General features: G+C 62.6%; 17 protein-coding genes. 3 read left to right on the forward strand and 14 right to left on the reverse strand.

All coding sequences use genetic code 11. From position 1 onward, the window contains the following. Positions 1 to 164: 164 nt before the first annotated feature. Positions 165 to 1,172 carry a nucleoid-associated protein YejK gene (gene yejK, locus C2H86_RS06870; protein ID WP_159411964.1) on the forward strand — a complete coding sequence of 336 codons (1,008 nt, stop codon included), beginning with the start codon at positions 165 to 167 and terminating at the stop codon, positions 1,170 to 1,172. On the opposite strand, the gene C2H86_RS06875 is transcribed toward yejK, so the two are convergent. From C2H86_RS06875 to C2H86_RS06890, 4 genes are all read right to left on the reverse strand, one after another. After that, complete coding sequence (locus tag C2H86_RS06875) at positions 1,173 to 1,466, reverse strand: GIY-YIG nuclease family protein (protein ID WP_159411965.1); 294 nt, start codon at positions 1,464 to 1,466, stop codon at positions 1,173 to 1,175. It lies immediately after the preceding gene. An 18-nt stretch (positions 1,467 to 1,484) separates the two neighbouring features. Continuing rightward, positions 1,485 to 1,955: a nuclear transport factor 2 family protein gene (locus C2H86_RS06880; RefSeq protein WP_159411966.1), complete on the reverse strand. Its 471-nt coding sequence runs from the start codon at positions 1,953 to 1,955 to the stop codon at positions 1,485 to 1,487. A gap of 98 nt (positions 1,956 to 2,053) precedes the next feature. Continuing rightward, positions 2,054 to 3,334: a CynX/NimT family MFS transporter gene (locus C2H86_RS06885; protein ID WP_159411967.1), complete on the reverse strand. Its 1,281-nt coding sequence runs from the start codon at positions 3,332 to 3,334 to the stop codon at positions 2,054 to 2,056. 13 nt (positions 3,335 to 3,347) lie between these two features. Next, the gene (locus C2H86_RS06890) at positions 3,348 to 3,998 is read right to left on the reverse strand and encodes a FadR/GntR family transcriptional regulator (protein WP_159411968.1); all 651 of its coding nucleotides are present in this window, start codon (positions 3,996 to 3,998) and stop codon (positions 3,348 to 3,350) included. A 138-nt stretch (positions 3,999 to 4,136) separates the two neighbouring features. Here C2H86_RS06890 and C2H86_RS06895 point away from each other — a divergent pair, with 138 nt between their 5' ends. Further along, positions 4,137 to 5,399, forward strand: coding sequence for an alkaline phosphatase family protein (locus tag C2H86_RS06895; RefSeq protein WP_430738573.1), 1,263 nt, complete (start codon positions 4,137 to 4,139; stop codon positions 5,397 to 5,399). Here C2H86_RS06895 and hisC read toward each other — a convergent pair whose 3' ends face one another. From hisC to C2H86_RS06945, 10 genes are all read right to left on the reverse strand, one after another. After that, positions 5,400 to 6,449 carry a histidinol-phosphate transaminase gene (gene hisC, locus C2H86_RS06900; protein ID WP_159411969.1) on the reverse strand — a complete coding sequence of 350 codons (1,050 nt, stop codon included), beginning with the start codon at positions 6,447 to 6,449 and terminating at the stop codon, positions 5,400 to 5,402. It lies immediately after the preceding gene. Positions 6,450 to 6,451: 2 nt separating this feature from the next. Then, complete coding sequence (gene hisD / locus C2H86_RS06905; RefSeq protein WP_159411970.1) at positions 6,452 to 7,777, reverse strand: histidinol dehydrogenase; 1,326 nt, start codon at positions 7,775 to 7,777, stop codon at positions 6,452 to 6,454. A gap of 126 nt (positions 7,778 to 7,903) precedes the next feature. Next, positions 7,904 to 8,539, reverse strand: coding sequence for an ATP phosphoribosyltransferase (gene hisG, locus C2H86_RS06910; RefSeq protein ID WP_159411971.1), 636 nt, complete (start codon positions 8,537 to 8,539; stop codon positions 7,904 to 7,906). 93 nt (positions 8,540 to 8,632) lie between these two features. Continuing rightward, positions 8,633 to 9,898, reverse strand: coding sequence for a UDP-N-acetylglucosamine 1-carboxyvinyltransferase (gene murA / locus C2H86_RS06915; protein ID WP_159411972.1), 1,266 nt, complete (start codon positions 9,896 to 9,898; stop codon positions 8,633 to 8,635). A gap of 23 nt (positions 9,899 to 9,921) precedes the next feature. Continuing rightward, positions 9,922 to 10,161: a BolA family protein gene (locus tag C2H86_RS06920; RefSeq protein WP_003255121.1), complete on the reverse strand. Its 240-nt coding sequence runs from the start codon at positions 10,159 to 10,161 to the stop codon at positions 9,922 to 9,924. Positions 10,162 to 10,279: 118 nt separating this feature from the next. Then, positions 10,280 to 10,582 (reverse strand): STAS domain-containing protein, encoded by a 303-nt coding sequence (locus C2H86_RS06925; protein WP_159411973.1) that lies wholly within the window; start codon positions 10,580 to 10,582, stop codon positions 10,280 to 10,282. Further along, the gene (locus C2H86_RS06930; RefSeq protein WP_159411974.1) at positions 10,579 to 11,226 is read right to left on the reverse strand and encodes an MlaC/ttg2D family ABC transporter substrate-binding protein; all 648 of its coding nucleotides are present in this window, start codon (positions 11,224 to 11,226) and stop codon (positions 10,579 to 10,581) included. Before C2H86_RS06930 ends, C2H86_RS06925 begins: the two co-directional genes overlap by 4 nt. Positions 11,227 to 11,235: 9 nt before the next feature. Then, complete coding sequence (gene mlaD / locus C2H86_RS06935; protein WP_054885956.1) at positions 11,236 to 11,721, reverse strand: outer membrane lipid asymmetry maintenance protein MlaD; 486 nt, start codon at positions 11,719 to 11,721, stop codon at positions 11,236 to 11,238. Continuing rightward, a complete protein-coding gene (gene mlaE / locus C2H86_RS06940; RefSeq protein ID WP_054885955.1) occupies positions 11,721 to 12,518 on the reverse strand; it encodes a lipid asymmetry maintenance ABC transporter permease subunit MlaE in 798 nt (265 codons plus the stop codon). The genes mlaD and mlaE overlap by 1 nt, the downstream gene beginning before the upstream one ends. After that, positions 12,518 to 13,327: an ATP-binding cassette domain-containing protein gene (locus C2H86_RS06945; protein ID WP_159411975.1), complete on the reverse strand. Its 810-nt coding sequence runs from the start codon at positions 13,325 to 13,327 to the stop codon at positions 12,518 to 12,520. The genes mlaE and C2H86_RS06945 overlap by 1 nt, the downstream gene beginning before the upstream one ends. A 248-nt stretch (positions 13,328 to 13,575) precedes the next feature. On the opposite strand from C2H86_RS06945, the gene C2H86_RS06950 reads away from it, so the two are divergent. Continuing rightward, positions 13,576 to 14,550 carry a KpsF/GutQ family sugar-phosphate isomerase gene (locus C2H86_RS06950; RefSeq protein WP_159411976.1) on the forward strand — a complete coding sequence of 325 codons (975 nt, stop codon included), beginning with the start codon at positions 13,576 to 13,578 and terminating at the stop codon, positions 14,548 to 14,550. The last annotated feature ends 6 nt before the right edge of the window (positions 14,551 to 14,556 follow it).

The following is a 14,556-nucleotide window of genomic DNA, read 5'->3' on the forward strand; positions in this document are numbered from 1 at the left end:
TGCAGGATTTTCGGGGGTTTCAGCCGAAAACCTACAAATCTGAACAAAAAACGAACAACCGGCATTTCTGCCAACATCCGGCCACTGCAGCGCCTGTTGCTTGGGGTAAACTGGACGACTTTTGCAGCGCGGCTTATGGCCGCCCCAGACTCACCGAGAATTCCATGCCAATCCGTCATTGCATCGTTCACCTGATCGACAAGAAGCCCGATGGCAGCCCCGCCGTGCTCCATGCGCGGGATACCGAGCTGAGCGCATCGGACGCCATCGAAAACCTGCTGGCCGACCTCAACGACAGCTACAACGCCAAGCAAGGCAAGGCCTGGGGCTTCTTCCACGGCGAGTCCGGGGCCTACCCGCTGAGCGGCTGGCTGAAGCAGTACCTGGCAGACGAGAAAGACTTCACTGCCTTCAGCCGGATAGCGGTCGAGCACCTGCAGAAGCTGATGGAAGAGTCGAACCTTTCCACCGGTGGCCACATCCTGTTCGCCCACTACCAGCAAGGCATGACCGACTATTTGGCCATTGCCCTGCTACACCACAGCGAAGGCGTGGCGGTGAACGCCGAGCTCGACGTGACACCGTCGCGCCACCTCGACCTCGGCCAGCTGCACCTGGCGGCGCGCATCAACTTGTCCGAGTGGAAGAACAACCAGAATTCCAAGCAGTACATCTCGTTCATCAAGGGCAAGAACGGCAAGAAGGTCTCGGACTACTTCCGCGACTTCATCGGCTGCCAGGAAGGTGTCGACGGGCCGGGCGAAACGCGTACCCTGCTCAAGGCCTTCAGCGACTTCGTCGAAAGCGAGGACCTGCCGGAAGAGTCCGCCCGCGAGAAAACCCAGACCCTGGTCGAGTACGCCACCACCCAGACCAAGCTGGGTGAGCCGGTGACCCTGGAAGAGCTGTCGAGCCTGATCGACGAGGACCGCCCGAAAGCGTTCTACGATCACATCCGCAACAAGGACTACGGCCTGTCGCCGGAAATCCCCGCAGACAAACGCACCCTGAACCAGTTCCGCCGCTTCACCGGGCGGGCCGAAGGCCTGTCGATCAGCTTCGAAGCGCACCTGCTGGGTGACAAGGTGGAGTATGACGAGGCCGCCGGTACCCTGATCATCAAAGGCTTGCCGACCACGCTGGTGGATCAGCTCAAGCGCCGCAAGGACTGATCAGACGGCCACATAGGAGGCGACCAGCGCCTCCTTGGCCGACTTGCGCAACTTTTTCACCAGGCGCTCCTGGCGCAGCGCCTCGCCCTTGTCCGGCCACTGCTCGACATACACCAGCGCCTGTGCCGGGCTGGTCTTGAAATAGCGCGCGCCCTGCCCTTTCTGGTGGGCAGCGAAACGCCGCTGCGGGTCATCGCTGATACCGCAGTACAGCGAGCCATTGGCAGCCCGTACCAGATAGACGTACCAAGGTTTGCACTGCGGGTTTACGGCGACTTCGTTGACGATGCTCATGGCCGACAGCTTAACCGCTCAATGCGCTTGCTGGAACGCGCGCAGCCCTTTGAAAGCCTGTTGGCGAACCTTGTTCTGCAGCATCGGCGACCAACCCAGCAACAAACCTGGCGCCCCCAGTGCCTGACGCGACCAGCGCCACAGGTCGAAGCTGTCGTCATGCTGGCAGATCAGGTTGTCGCGGATGACGAAGCGCGCCTGTATATCGTTGACCACGGTGCGGCCGGTCTGGCTGAACAGGTAGGTTGCAACCCAGTGCGCACAGCCGCTGTGTGGGTCGGCACGGACTTGGTCGAAGGTCAGGGTAAAGTCCTTGGCGCGCGCCGTGAGCATGCGCCACATATCACCGGCATCACGACCGCGCAGGGTGCCAAATACCGGGTCGCTGAAGACGATGTCTTCGCTGTAGCAGGCCACCATGGCCTCGGCGTCCAGGCGCTGGAAGGCCTGGTAGAAGCGGGTGATCAGGTCATGGTTGGCGTCAGTCATGGAAGCAGGTCCGTCCTGGGAGTCGAAGCTTGCACGATAATCTGCCAACAATGCTTTCGCCAGTGCCGGCCTCTTCGCGGGCAAGGCCATCCTCCTTATCAGAGTTTTTCGCAGGTCGCCTTCACATGCAGCGCCCGCCCGGCGCCAAGCCCGAATACGATGGCCCCAACGCCCAGCACGGCAAAGATCCACCCCACTGCTGCCCAGCCACCGGTCAGGTCATGCACCAGGCCAACCGCGAACGGCCCCATGGACGCCAGGGTATAACCCACGCCCTGGGCCATGCTCGACAGGTTCGCCGCCACATGGGCATCCTTCGAGCGCAGCACGATCAGCGTCAACGCCAAGGCAAAGGTACCGCCCTGCCCCAGCCCCAGCAGCACCGCCCAGCCCCACAGCCCGTCGATCGGGGCATACAGACATCCGAACAGCCCCGCCAACGTAACCAGCATCACGATCACGATGGCCAGCCGTTGGTCCTTGCCACGGGTCGCCAGCCAGGGTGCGCCCAGCGAACTGATCAACTGCACGATCACCGAGCCGGAAAGCACCAAGCCGGCTTCGGTCGGACTAAGGCCACGACCAATAAGGATTGATGGCAACCAACCAAAGACGATGTAGGCCAGCGACGACTGCAGCCCCATGTACAACGTGACCTGCCATGCCAGCGGGTCACGCCACAGCCCGCGCACCCGGTAGGCAGCCTTGTGCAGGCCATGGCCCTGGCGCGCTTGCGGTAACCAGACGAGCATGGCCAATAACGCCGGTAGCATCCAGAAGCCCAGGCCAAAGGCCCAGTTGTCATCGAAATGCTGGGTCAACGGCACGGTAGCCCCCGCTGCCATGGCCGCCCCCAGGCACAGGGCCATGGTGTAGACGCCAGTCAGGGTGCCCGCATGTCGCGGGAAGTCGCGCTTGACGATACCGGGCAGCAGTACGCCGATGATGCCGATGCTGGCACCGGCCATGACGCTGCCGATGAACACACCGACAGCCCCCAGGGCGCTGCGCACCACGATTCCCAACGCCAGGGTGAGCAGGATGCCCAGGATCACCCGCTCGCTGCCGAAGCGGCGCGCTAGCACCGGCGCCAGCGGTGCGAACAGCCCCAGGCAGAGCACCGGCAAGGTGGTCAGCAGGCCGGCCTCTGAGGCATTCAGGCCAAGCCCTGCAGAGACCTGCCCGAGCACCGGCGCCATGCTCGACAACGCCGGGCGCAGGTTCAATGCCACCAGCACCAGGCCCAGCAGCAACAGCCAGGGCCGCTGCAGGGCCGGTGGCTGTTGTTGCACCTGGGCATCGTCGGCCTCGGCGTCGATCAGCAGTTCTTCCAGTTCGCGCGCGCGTGCAGGCGCGTCTCGGGTGATGGGTTCAGCCATGGCCTTCTCGTCTTCAGGATTCGATGAGGGTCCGGCTCAGGGCCTTGGCCCGCTCCGGATCGCGTTGTTCGATGGCGTCGAGGATCTGCCCGTGCAGGTCGAAGGTCGCCTGGCAACGGGGCACGGTCGCCATGTTGTGTTGCAGCGCTGCCGCCACGACGCCTGAAAAGTAGCGGTACAGCTCACTCAGTGCCGGGTTGTGCGCGGCGTCGATCAAGCGCTGGTGAAACACCAGGTCGCAGCTGACATAGGCATCGACATCACCGTGGAAGTGCTCGGCACTGCCCGTCAGCGCTACGCGCAGGTCTTGTAGGTCGGCTTCGGTACGGCGGAGCGCTGCAAGGCCAATCGCCTCGGTTTCGAGGATGTGCCGAGTCTCGCGGGCTTGTTCCAGGGTGCAGCGCGACATGGCCTGCACGGCCTGCAACGGGTCCTGGCAGGTCCGCAGGTAACTGCCGTCACCCTGGCGGATTTCCACCAGGCCACTGAACGCCAGCACACGCATGGCTTCGCGCACGGTATTGCGGCTGATGCCCAGTTCCAGCGCCAGTACCGGTTCGGTTGGCAAGCGCTGCCCGACTTGCCAGTCGCCTTGCAGGATGCGCTCACGCATACGTTCGACCGCAAGTTCGACCAGGGAACGCTTGGTCAATTCGCTGCTCATTTCACTCAACCAATCATCCGATGAATTTACAGAGCTTAATGGAACGCCTTCCGGACATCAATTCAACTGGCATTTCTAACAGTTGTCAGCAATGTACCTTGTTGCAACGCTTGGCACGACTCCATCAAGGCCCCATTCATGACCATGTCCAGAACATTGCGGTTGATTGCCCTGACAGCAACCGGCCTGCTGCTCGTCGCGCTCTTCAAAGGGTGCGACACCAGACAACCGCCAATCCAGCCCAAGACGCTCATCATCGGAATGGACGGCGTGCAACTGAAGCACTATGAACAACTGGGTGGGGATAGCAACCTGCGCAAGCGCCTGATCTACGGCAAAGCCTATGCCGGAGGCATCAACGGCCGCGCCAGCGAACAGGCGACTAACAGTGGGCCGGGCTGGATGACTTTGCTCACCGGGGTATGGGCCAACAAGCACGGGGTCATTTCCAATAACGAATCCTTGCGGGTCGACCCTGAGTTCCCCAGCCTGTTCAAACGACTGCGTGACGCCCTGCCAAACGCCTATCTCTCCAGCATCGTCAATTGGTCACCGATCAACACGGCGTTCCTGCTGGAAGACGCGCAAGGCAACAATGTGCGCGAAAGCGGCCTGAGCGATGAGCAGGTTACCGCCCGAACCCTGGAAATCCTCGAAAACACACCTGCCGACTTCACCTTCATCCAGCTTGACGAGCCGGATGCAGCAGGCCACGCCAGCGGTTTCGGCCCGGCTTACCAGTTTGCCTTGCGCGAGACTGACGACAGACTGGGGCGCCTGCTGGACGAGGTCGCGGCGCGTGCCCACAAGAACCCGCAGGAGGACTGGTTGGTGATCGTCTCTACCGACCACGGTCGTGATTACTGGGGCTCAGGCCATGGTGGCGTGACCGAGCAGGAGAAGACGGTGTTCATCGCCAGCAACAAGCCGTTGAACGAAGAGTTGAACCAACCGAGCATTCCAGAGGACAACCCGGGGCCCAACAACTTGTATGGCTATGCAGCGCAGACATCGGTGGCCCCGACCGTGCTCCGGCACATGGGGCTCGACCTGCTGACGGAATGGAAGCTCGATGGCACGCCACTGCTGGGTGCTACCGGAGTACGCAAGGCACGGGCCATTGAAGGCGAAGCCAAGTTGCTGTGGAACAGCGATTCACAAGGCACCGTGACCATTCACAGAAATGGCCAGTTAGTCGCGACCGTGCAGGCCTACCTGCAGCAATGGACTGATCCGCAGGGCATGCGCCAGGCCAGCGACTATGTGCTCGAACTGAATGAGACACCCGTAGCGGTGCGCACCAGGCCGGTAAGCAAGCCATTCGTCATCGAGGAAAGCAGCAACTATGTGCGCGGGACCACCTGCAGGAGCGAGCTCACTCACTCCTGCAAATGGCCGTGATCAGTTCAGCGCATCGACCAACGCCTGGTTCATCTCCGGCGTGCCAATGGTGATACGCAGGAACTGGGCAATCCGCGCCTGCTTGAAGTGACGCACGATCACCCCTTGTTCACGCAGGCGCGCCGCCAACTGCGCGGCATCCTGCTGCGGATGGCGGGCGAAGATGAAGTTGGCCGCCGATGGCAGCACTTGGAAGCCTTTTGCAACCAGCTGCTCGACCAGCGTTTCACGGCTGTCGATCACCTTGCGGCAGGTTTCCTCGAAGTAGGCCTGGTCTTCGAACGCCGCCGCCGCCCCCACGATGGCCATGCGGTCCAGCGGATAGGAGTTGAAGCTGTTCTTGATCCGCTCCAGGGCCTCGATCAGGTCCGGATGGCCGACGGCCAGGCCGACGCGCAGCCCGGCCAGCGAACGCGACTTGGACAGGGTCTGGGTCACCAGCAGGTTGTCGTAGCGGTCCACCAGGCTGATGGCGGTCTCGCCACCAAAGTCGATGTAGGCTTCATCCACCACCACGACCGAGTCGCGGTTGGCTTGCAGCAGCTGCTCGATCGCTTGCAGCGGCAGCAGGCAGCCAGTTGGCGCGTTGGGGTTGGGGAAGATGATCCCGGCGTTGGGCTTGGCGTAATCGGCGATGCGGATCTGGAACTGCTCGTCCAGCGCCACCTGCTCGAAAGGAATGCCGTACAGGCCGCAGTAGACCGGATAGAAGCTGTAGCTGACATCCGGGAACAGCAGCGGGCCGCGAGCGTGCTGGAACAGGCCGTGGAAGATGTGCGCCAGCACCTCGTCCGAGCCGTTGCCGACGAACACCTGGGCCGGAGTGACGCCGTAATACTCGGCCACCGTCTGCTTGAGCCGGTCACTGTTAGGGTCCGGATACAGGCGCAGATTGTCGTTCAGCTCAGCGCGCATGGCTTCCAGTGCCTTGGGCGACGGGCCATACGGGTTCTCGTTGGTGTTCAGCTTGACCAGGCGGGCCAGCTTGGGCTGCTCGCCCGGCACGTAAGGCACCAGCGCCTTGACGAAGGGGCTCCAGAATCGACTCATGCTCAGTTCCCCTTGTCTTGGGTCAGGATACGGTATTCAGCACTGCGGGCGTGGGCGGTCAGCGACTCGCCACGAGCCAGGACCGAGGCGGTGTGGCCAAGCTCGGATGCGCCCTGTTCGGAGCAGAAGATGATCGACGAGCGCTTCTGGAAGTCATACACCCCCAGCGGCGACGAGAAGCGCGCGGTACCGGAGGTCGGCAACACGTGGTTGGGGCCAGCGCAGTAATCGCCCAGCGCTTCGCTGGTGTGGCGACCCATGAAGATCGCACCGGCGTGGCGAATCTGTGGCAGCCAGGCCTGCGGGTCGGCGACCGACAGTTCGAGGTGCTCGGGGGCGATGCGGTTGGCCACTTCGATGGCCTGCTGCATGTCACGCACCTGGATCAGCGCGCCACGGCCGTTGATCGACTTCTCGATGATCTCGGCACGTTCCATGGTCGGCAGCAGCTTGTCGATGCTGGCGGCCACGCGATCGAGGAATGCGGCATCCGGACTGACCAGGATCGCCTGGGCGTCTTCGTCATGCTCGGCCTGGGAGAACAGGTCCATGGCAATCCAGTCCGGGTCGGTCTGGCCGTCGCATACCACGAGGATTTCCGACGGGCCGGCGATCATGTCGATACCGACCTGGCCGAACACGTGGCGCTTGGCGGTCGCCACGTAGATGTTGCCCGGGCCGACGATCTTGTCTACCTGTGGCACGCTTTCGGTGCCATAGGCCAGGGCGGCTACGGCCTGGGCTCCACCGACGGTGAACACCCGGTCGACACCGGCAATACAGGCAGCGGCCAGCACCAGTTCATTGACTTCGCCACGTGGGGTCGGCACCACCATCACCACTTCGGCGACACCGGCGACCTTCGCGGGAATGGCATTCATCAGCACCGAGGATGGGTACGACGCCTTGCCGCCCGGCACGTAGAGGCCGGCACGGTCCAGCGGGGTAACCTTCTGGCCGAGCACGGTGCCGTCGGCTTCGGTGTACTGCCAGGAGTCCTGCTTCTGCCGCTCGTGGTACAGGCGCACACGGTTGGCGGCCTTTTCCAGGGCTGCACGCTGGGTGTCGGTGATGCGGGTCAGGGCCAGTTCCAGGCGCTCGCGGCCGAGGATCAGGTCATCGATGCTTTTGGCGTCAACACCGTCGAAGCGCTGGGTGAACTCCACCAGCGCGGCATCACCGCGCTCGCGCACGGCCTTGATGATGTCGAGCACGCGCTGGTTGACCGCGTCATCGGACACACTTTCCCAGCTCAGCAGATGATCCAGATGTCGGGCGAAATCCGGGTCAGCAGCGTTGAGACGGGCAATTGCAGTGGACACGGTCATGGCGAGGGCCTCGATTATTAGCGAATGCTCAGGCGCCCTAGGCTACCAGTCCATCCGCGCGGGCACCCGAGAAAAGTGGCTATGACGCGGATAGACGGGCGCGACAGCGAAGGCCGCGCGCAGATGTCAACCGCGGTGTCGCGATTCGACCGCTGCGCGCAGCGTGTCGATCAGGCTCTGGATGCGGGCGTGCTGCATCTTCATGGAGGCTTTGTTGACCACCAGGCGCGAGCTGATCGTGGCGATCAGTTCCTGGGGTTCCAGGCCGTTGGCACGCAGGGTGTTGCCGGTGTCGACCACGTCGATGATCTTGTCGGCGAGGTTGATCAGCGGTGCCAGTTCCATCGAGCCATAAAGCTTGATGATGTCGACCTGGCGGCCTTGCTCGGCGTAATAACGCTTGGCCACGTTGACGAACTTGGTGGCGACGCGCAGACGGCCCTTGGGCTCGGGCGCACCGACCGCGCCGGCGGTCATCAGCTTGCAGCGGGCAATCTGCAGGTCCAGTGGCTCGTACAGGCCCTGGCCGCCGTACTCCATCAGCACGTCCTTGCCAGCCACACCGAGGTCGGCGGCACCATGCTCGACATAGGTCGGCACGTCGGTGGCACGCACGATCAGCAGGCGCACGTCGTCCTGCGTAGTGGGGATGATCAGCTTGCGGCTCTTGTCCGGATTCTCGGTCGGCACGATACCGGCCTCGGCCAGCAACGGCAGGGTATCGTCGAGGATACGGCCTTTGGAAAGCGCGATGGTCAACATTGGAACGTCGGTCCTTAAGCGGCTACTGCCGGCCGGGCTGCTACAGCCCGGCCGCATTCAATTCGAATGGCACATCCTTGTGCCAGCGGGCAACTAGCCCGGTACGCGGCGGATTTTCGCGCCGAGCATCTGCAGTTTTTCTTCGATGCACTCGTAACCACGGTCGATGTGGTAGATGCGGTCGATCAGGGTGTCGCCTTCGGCGACCAGCGCCGACAGCACCAGGCTGGCGGATGCACGCAGGTCGGTGGCCATCACCGGAGCACCCTTGAGTGCCGGCACGCCGGTGACGATCGCGGTATTGCCTTCGACCTGGATCTGCGCGCCCATGCGGTGCATTTCGTACACGTGCATGAAGCGGTTTTCGAAGATCGTCTCGATGACTGCGCCAGTGCCTTCGGCGATGGCGTTCAGCGAGATGAACTGCGCCTGCATGTCGGTCGGGAACGCCGGGTACGGCGCGGTGCGCAGGTTGACGGCTTTCGGCCGCTTGCCGTGCATGTCCAGTTCGATCCAGTCCTCACCGGTGGTAAGTTCGGCGCCTGCTTCCTTCAGCTTTTCCAGCACTGCCTCGAGGATGGTCGGGTCGGTGTCCTTGACCTTGACACGGCCGCCGGTCACGGCAGCGGCGACCAGGTAGGTGCCAGTCTCGATACGGTCGGGCATGACGCGGTAGGTGGCCGAGTGCAGGCGCTCAACGCCATCGATGGTGATGGTGTCGGTACCGGCGCCCTGGACCTTGCCGCCCATGGCGTTGATGAAGTTGGCCAGGTCGACCACTTCAGGCTCGCGCGCGGCGTTCTGCAGCACGCTGCGGCCTTTGGCCAGGGCAGCGGCCATCATGATGTTCTCGGTACCGGTCACGCTCACGGTGTCGAAGAAGAAGTGCGCACCGCGCAGGCCGCCTTCAGGAGCCTCAGCCTTGATGTAGCCGCCTTCGACTTCGATCTTCGCACCCATGGCCTCGAGGCCGCGGATGTGCAGGTCGACCGGGCGCGAACCGATGGCGCAGCCGCCTGGCAGGGCCACTTCAGCCTTGCCGAAGCGCGCGACCATGGGGCCGAGCACCAGGATCGAGGCGCGCATGGTCTTGACCAGCTCGTAAGGGGCTACCAGGGTCTTGATGGTGCGCGGATCGATTTCCACCGCCAGCTTTTCGTCGATCACAGGCTCGATGCCCATGCGCCCGAACAGCTCGATCATGGTGGTGATGTCGTGCAAGTGCGGCAGGTTGCCCACGGTGACCGGGCCATCGGCCAGCAGGGTCGCCGCCAGGATCGGCAGAGCCGCGTTCTTCGCGCCGGAAATGCGGATCTCGCCGTCGAGACGAGCGCCGCCAGTAATAATCAGTTTGTCCATTGGTGTCTCGCCGCCAAGTTGGCTCAGGTGCGCTCAGCCCAGGCTGCGCTGCTGAAAAATTTCATGGTTACCGCATGGATGCTGCCATTGGCGATCCACGGATTCAGGTGAGCATAGATCGCCTGCTGACGTTTGACCGGGCTCAGGCCAGCCAACTCGTCGCTGATCACGTTCAACTGGAAGTTGCAGCCTTCGCCTTCAACTTCGACCCGGGATCCCGGCAATTTCTCTTCAAGGAAGCTCTTAACTTCTACGGCCTGCATGCTCAACCTCAATCGGCGCCCGATGCGCACGGGTCGGCCATCATACAAAAAAGCCCCTCGCCTGCGAAGCCCAACGAAGGGGCGCGCGACCGAGGGGCCTCTCATCACTGCCAAGCCATCAGCTTGCCAGCACCTCATCCAGGTCATAAACCCCGGCGATTTCCCGCATGTCGTCGGGCATGGCACGCACCTCGACGGCCTTGCCGGCTGCCTCGGCGTCACGGATGAACGCCAGCAGCAGTGACAGGCCGACACTGGTGGAGCGCGCCACGGCCGAACAATCCAGCACCAGACGCGCCTCACGGCAAGCGCCGATCAGCGCCTTGCCCTGCTTGCGCAGGGCCGGCCCGCTGCGGTAATCCAGTTCGCCGGCCAGGCGCAGCACGCCCGGCTCGGCCATGGTTACAGCGGCCTCACTCATTTGACGGTCTTCTCTGGCGATTCGTCGGCCTTTTCCTTGGCTTTGGCCACTTCGCCGGCCCAGCCGTCGATGGTCTTGTCCAGGTTGTTGCCGTTGCGCTGCATGGCGTCGGCGAACTGGTCACGGAACAGCTTGCCGATGTTGATGCCGTTGACGATGACGTTACGCACCTTCCACTCGCCACCCAGGTTTTCCAGGGTGTACTGCACCGGGTACACGGCACCATTGTTGCCGGTGACCTTCATGCCTACAGAGGCGCGCTTGCCGTCATCGGCCTTGGCCGGGTCTACGACGATGCCCTGGTTGTTGTACTCCAGCAGCGCGTTACCGTAGAACTGGAACAGGCTGCGCTTGAAGTTTTCCTGAAAGCGCTGCATCTGCTCGGGCGTGGCCTTGCGCGAATACTTGACGGTCATGATGCTTCTGGAGATACCGTCGGCATCGACCACCGGCGCGAGGATCCGGTCAAGGGTGTCGTAGAACGCTTGCGGGTTGGACTTGTACTGCTCCTTGTTGGCCTTGAGCTCACCCAGCAGCTCGGTGGTCGTGCTCTGCACCACGTCGTGCGGCGACTGCGCGGCCAGGGCAAACAGGGGGACGGCCGCCAGCAGCACCAGCAGGCCACGTCGCAGGATCGAAATCATGGAAACTCCTTAATTAGCCGGTTGCGCTTCTTTGGGTTCCTTGCCAACGGAGTTGAGCAGGAACTTGCCAATCAGATCTTCCAGTACCAGCGCCGACTGAGTGTCATGGATGGTCGAACCGTCCTTGAGCACGTCTTCTTCACCGCCCACGCTGATACCGATGTACTTCTCGCCAAGCAAGCCGGCGGTCAGGATCGAAGCAGTAGAGTCGGTCGGCAGGTTGTTGACCGCCTTGTCCAGCTGCAGGGTCACCCGACCGGTGTAGGAATCACGGTCCAGATCGATGGCGGTGACCTTGCCGATCGTCACACCGGCCATGGTCACTTTAGCTCTGACCGTCAAACCGGCGATATTGTCGAAGTACGCATAAACTTTATAGGTATCGCTGCTCGGGCTGGCCGACAGCCCGCTGACGCGCAGGGCCAGCAGCAGCAGTGCCAGGATCCCGGCCAGGAGGAACAGGCCGACACCGATTTCCAGGGTGCGGTTTTGCATCAGAAATCTCCAAACATCAAGGCGGTCAAAATAAAGTCCAGACCCAGTACTGCCAACGAGGCATAGACCACGGTCTTGGTAGTGGCACGGCTGATCCCTTCTGAGGTGGGTTCGCAGTCGTACCCCTGGAATACGGCAATCCAGGTCGTGACGAAGGCGAACACCAGGCTCTTGATCAACCCGTTGAGCACGTCGTCGGTAAAGGAAACACTGTTCTGCATGTTGCCCCAGAACGAGCCTTCGTAAACGCCCAGCCAGTCGACTGCGACCCATGATCCACCCCAGATGCCGACCACGCTGAAAATCAGCGCAAGCAGCGGCAGCGAGATGAAACCGGCCCACAAGCGTGGCGCAACGATGTACTTGAGCGGGTCGACACCGATCATTTCCAGGCTGGACAGCTGCTCGGTGGACTTCATGTTGCCGATTTCGGCGGTCAGCGCGGAACCTGCACGGCCGGCGAACAGCAGCGCGGTGACCACCGGGCCAAGCTCACGCAGCAGGGTCAGGGCAACCATCTGCCCGACGGCCTGTTCGGAACCGTACTTGGTGAGGATGCTGTAACCCTGCAGGGCCAGCACCATGCCGATGAACACGCCGGAAACGACAATGATCGCCAGCGACAGCACGCCCACCGAGTACAGCTGCTTGGTCAGCAGCTGGAAACCACCGCCAATGCCGCCACGGCCGATCAGCGCATGGAACAGGAACAGGCACGAGCGCCCGAGCACGGCCAGCACGTCGATCGCCGAACGCCCAAGCAGGCGGATACGCTCGAGTAAGGATTTTCTGCGCATCACCGCGCTCCCAGCAGATCGGCGCGGTAGTCAGGCGCAGGGAAATGGAATGGCACCGGGCCGTCCGGGTCGCCTTTCATGAATTGGCGAATGCGCGGATTGTCCGAGCCCATCAGCTCGTCGGGCGTACCCTGGCCCAGCACCTGGCCATCACCAACCACATAAATGTAATCGGCGATACTGGCGGTTTCGGCCAGATCGTGGGAGACCACGATACTGGTAATACCCAAGGCATCGTTGAGCAGGCGGATCAAGCGCACGAGTACACCCATGGCAATCGGGTCCTGGCCGACGAACGGTTCGTCGTACATCAGGATCTGCGGGTCCAGGGCAATCGCCCGTGCCAGTGCCACCCGGCGCTTCATGCCGCCGGACAGCTCGTCCGGCATCAGGTCGATGGCACCGCGCAGGCCAACCGCCTGCAGTTTCATCAACACGATGTCGCGGATCATTTCGTCCGAAAGCTGGGTATGTACGCGCAAAGGGAATGCGACGTTCTCGAACACGTCGAGATCGGTAAACAGCGCACCGCTCTGGAACAGCACGCCCATCTGCTTGCGCGCATCGAACAGGTCGCTGCGCGAAAGGCTCGGCAGGTTCTGCCCGGCCACCCACACTTCACCGCCCGACGGGCGTAGCTGCGCGCCCATCAGGCGCAGCAGCGTGGTCTTGCCGCAACCCGACGGCCCCATGATCCCGGTGACCTTGCCGCGCGGGATACGGATGTCGACATTGCTGAAAATGCTGCGCGAACCGCGCTTGAAGGTGACTCCCTTCAACTCGACCGCGTAGGCGCTATCCACACTCATCTAGACTCCTTGCTAGTGCAGCCTCGCACTAATGGACGCCGGCCCTCATCGTGAAGGCACACACACCCTTGGCAGGCCGAATAGCGGCGAACTATAGCACCGCTGACCCTGCGCCCCCAAGGGCATGGAAACAGGTCGTTCAGGCCAACGACAGGCTTTGATGACATTTGCCAGGGCAATCGAAAGGATGAGGGTTTCTTGTATTGCGGCTATAATCGCCGCCTTTTAATCAGGCATTGCTTTTCGACATGAGCCAATCCAGCGAGCTGATCCACTCCGCCCAGCGCACCCTGCGCCTGGAACTCGAGGCCGTAGAAGGCTTGGTGGCCCGCATCGACACCAATTTCGTCAAGGCCTGCGAGCTGATCCTGGCAAGCAAGGGTCGGGTCGTGGTGGTCGGCATGGGCAAATCGGGGCATATCGGCAACAAGATCGCCGCCACCCTGGCCAGCACCGGCACGCCAGCGTTCTTCGTGCATCCGGCTGAAGCCAGCCATGGCGACATGGGCATGATCACCCGCGATGACGTCATTCTGGCCCTGTCCAACTCCGGCAGCACCGCCGAGATCGTTACCCTGCTGCCGCTGATCAAGCGCCTGGGGATCCAGTTGATCAGCCTGACCGGCAACCCGGACTCGCCCCTGGCCCAGGCCGCCGAGGTCAATCTTGACGCCAGCGTCGCCCATGAAGCCTGCCCGCTGAACCTGGCCCCGACCTCCTCCACCACTGCGGCGCTGGTGCTGGGTGACGCGCTGGCCATCGCCCTGCTCGAAGCCCGTGGTTTCACCGCCGAAGACTTCGCCTTCTCGCACCCTGGCGGTGCCCTGGGCCGCCGTCTGCTGCTCAAGGTCGAGAATGTCATGCACGCCGGTGACGAACTGCCCCAGGTACAGCGCGGCACACTGCTCAAGGACGCGCTTCTTGAAATGTCCCGCAAAGGTTTGGGCATGACCGTGATCGTGGACGACGATGGCAAGCTGGCCGGGATCTTCACCGACGGCGACCTGCGCCGCAGCCTGGACCGCAACATCGACGTGCACACCACACTGATTGACCAGGTGATGACTGTGCACGGCAAGACTGCTCGCGCCGAAATGCTTGCCGCCGAGGCCCTGAAGATCATGGAAGACCACAAGATCAGCGCCTTGGTGGTCGTGGACAAGGACGACCGCCCGACCGGCGCCCTGAACATGCATGACCTGCTGCGCGCCGGTGTGATGTAAAGGAGA

This window comes from Pseudomonas putida, assembly GCF_009883635.2.
Lineage (GTDB): Bacteria > Pseudomonadota > Gammaproteobacteria > Pseudomonadales > Pseudomonadaceae > Aquipseudomonas > Aquipseudomonas putida_W.

What these genes read in the sequence shown, in the direction of transcription:
- C2H86_RS06875 (WP_159411965.1), bottom strand. Translation starts at nt 1,466, where the DNA reads ATGAGCATCGTCAACGAAGTCGCCGTAAACCCGCAGTGCAAACCTTGG.
- C2H86_RS06880 (WP_159411966.1), bottom strand. Translation starts at nt 1,955, where the DNA reads ATGACTGACGCCAACCATGACCTGATCACCCGCTTCTACCAGGCCTTC.
- C2H86_RS06950 (WP_159411976.1), top strand. Translation starts at nt 13,576, where the DNA reads ATGAGCCAATCCAGCGAGCTGATCCACTCCGCCCAGCGCACCCTGCGC.
- yejK (WP_159411964.1), top strand. Translation starts at nt 165, where the DNA reads ATGCCAATCCGTCATTGCATCGTTCACCTGATCGACAAGAAGCCCGAT.
- C2H86_RS06920 (WP_003255121.1), bottom strand. Translation starts at nt 10,161, where the DNA reads ATGCAGGCCGTAGAAGTTAAGAGCTTCCTTGAAGAGAAATTGCCGGGA.
- hisG (WP_159411971.1), bottom strand. Translation starts at nt 8,539, where the DNA reads ATGTTGACCATCGCGCTTTCCAAAGGCCGTATCCTCGACGATACCCTG.
- hisD (WP_159411970.1), bottom strand. Translation starts at nt 7,777, where the DNA reads ATGACCGTGTCCACTGCAATTGCCCGTCTCAACGCTGCTGACCCGGAT.
- C2H86_RS06895 (WP_430738573.1), top strand. Translation starts at nt 4,137, where the DNA reads ATGACCATGTCCAGAACATTGCGGTTGATTGCCCTGACAGCAACCGGC.
- murA (WP_159411972.1), bottom strand. Translation starts at nt 9,898, where the DNA reads ATGGACAAACTGATTATTACTGGCGGCGCTCGTCTCGACGGCGAGATC.
- hisC (WP_159411969.1), bottom strand. Translation starts at nt 6,449, where the DNA reads ATGAGTCGATTCTGGAGCCCCTTCGTCAAGGCGCTGGTGCCTTACGTG.
- C2H86_RS06885 (WP_159411967.1), bottom strand. Translation starts at nt 3,334, where the DNA reads ATGGCTGAACCCATCACCCGAGACGCGCCTGCACGCGCGCGCGAACTG.
- mlaE (WP_054885955.1), bottom strand. Translation starts at nt 12,518, where the DNA reads ATGCGCAGAAAATCCTTACTCGAGCGTATCCGCCTGCTTGGGCGTTCG.
- C2H86_RS06890 (WP_159411968.1), bottom strand. Translation starts at nt 3,998, where the DNA reads ATGAGCAGCGAATTGACCAAGCGTTCCCTGGTCGAACTTGCGGTCGAA.
- C2H86_RS06945 (WP_159411975.1), bottom strand. Translation starts at nt 13,327, where the DNA reads ATGAGTGTGGATAGCGCCTACGCGGTCGAGTTGAAGGGAGTCACCTTC.
- C2H86_RS06930 (WP_159411974.1), bottom strand. Translation starts at nt 11,226, where the DNA reads ATGATTTCGATCCTGCGACGTGGCCTGCTGGTGCTGCTGGCGGCCGTC.
- C2H86_RS06925 (WP_159411973.1), bottom strand. Translation starts at nt 10,582, where the DNA reads ATGAGTGAGGCCGCTGTAACCATGGCCGAGCCGGGCGTGCTGCGCCTG.
- mlaD (WP_054885956.1), bottom strand. Translation starts at nt 11,721, where the DNA reads ATGCAAAACCGCACCCTGGAAATCGGTGTCGGCCTGTTCCTCCTGGCC.